Source organism: Intestinirhabdus alba, assembly GCF_009711095.1.
GTDB lineage: Bacteria > Pseudomonadota > Gammaproteobacteria > Enterobacterales > Enterobacteriaceae > Intestinirhabdus > Intestinirhabdus alba.
In genome coordinates this window covers 1-904 of the sequence record NZ_WMJZ01000120.1, presented here as the reverse complement: position 1 = coordinate 904, position 904 = coordinate 1, and the positions used below count along the sequence as shown (strand labels likewise).

Here is a 904-nt window from a genome sequence, read left to right as displayed (position 1 = left end):
TCGTCCAGGGCGTGCGTCAGCGCCCTCGCCTCGTTATCGTCCAGGCCTTTCCCCGTTAACGTATGTTTAACGGCGTCGACAATACGCAGCAGCGCCCAGTTGATCCGCGCCTCCCCGCCGCGGGCGTACTTCAACCCCTCACTGCTGAAATCCAGCTCGCCGATTTCCGGGAAGGCGGTGCCCACCCCGGGCATATAGTAGCGATAATATCCGCTGTCGATATCCTCCAGCGCCGCATGATAGAGCCGGGCAATATTGCTGGGGTTGGGCCGGGCGGCCTCACTGCTGGCCCGTTCATTGTTATTGGTGCCGTCAAAGAACAGGCTGATATGCAGGCTCTTGCAGCAGGGCGTCACGTTGCTGAGACCGTTCTGCGCGTTCAGCGCCAGCTTGTGCTCCTTTTCCTCGCGATACTGGAGATCCACGTTGGTCTGCACCTGGTCCGGCGTATCGGGCAAACGTCCCTTTGCGGGGAAACAGGGGGGTGCCCACAGCGGGCTGGCATTTATTCCGGACATACGGCGGGCTCCTCCATTTCTCGCGGCTCTTTTACCGGATGCTCCGGCCTGTTCGCTCCCCAGCATGACGCGGTAACCTTAATCTGGTTACAGGGCAGAAAGTGCACCGTCAGCCCGCATTTCTCATTACCGTAATCGGGTATATCAACGGTGGTTCGATGCTTCACCAGTCCATCCTTGTAATGCTTTTCCCAGGCCTCGTATTTTTCCCAGTCTTCATAGCCAGGAAAGGGTATTGTATCGGGGCTGGTGCTGACCACCCACTCCACGTCGGCCTTCAGGCCGGGCCGCCACTTCTCCGGCAGGGAGATACAGCAGGCTCCTCCCCCTTCGCCAAACGCGCCTATATTCGGCCCCGGGCTGCCGTTGACGCTGAAACGAGGAAT

Annotated in this window: 2 protein-coding genes; both read right to left on the bottom strand. The window is 59.5% G+C overall.

The genetic code is table 11. The features are described 5' to 3' along the window. Positions 1–518: phospholipase effector Tle1 domain-containing protein (locus GJV78_RS22680; protein ID WP_167519723.1), on the bottom strand; the 518-nt coding region annotated here is incomplete at its 3' end. Further along, positions 506–904, bottom strand: a 399-nt coding sequence (locus GJV78_RS22675) for a DUF3304 domain-containing protein (protein WP_155110307.1), incomplete at its 5' end; no start/stop codon positions are given. The genes GJV78_RS22675 and GJV78_RS22680, both read right to left, overlap by 13 nt.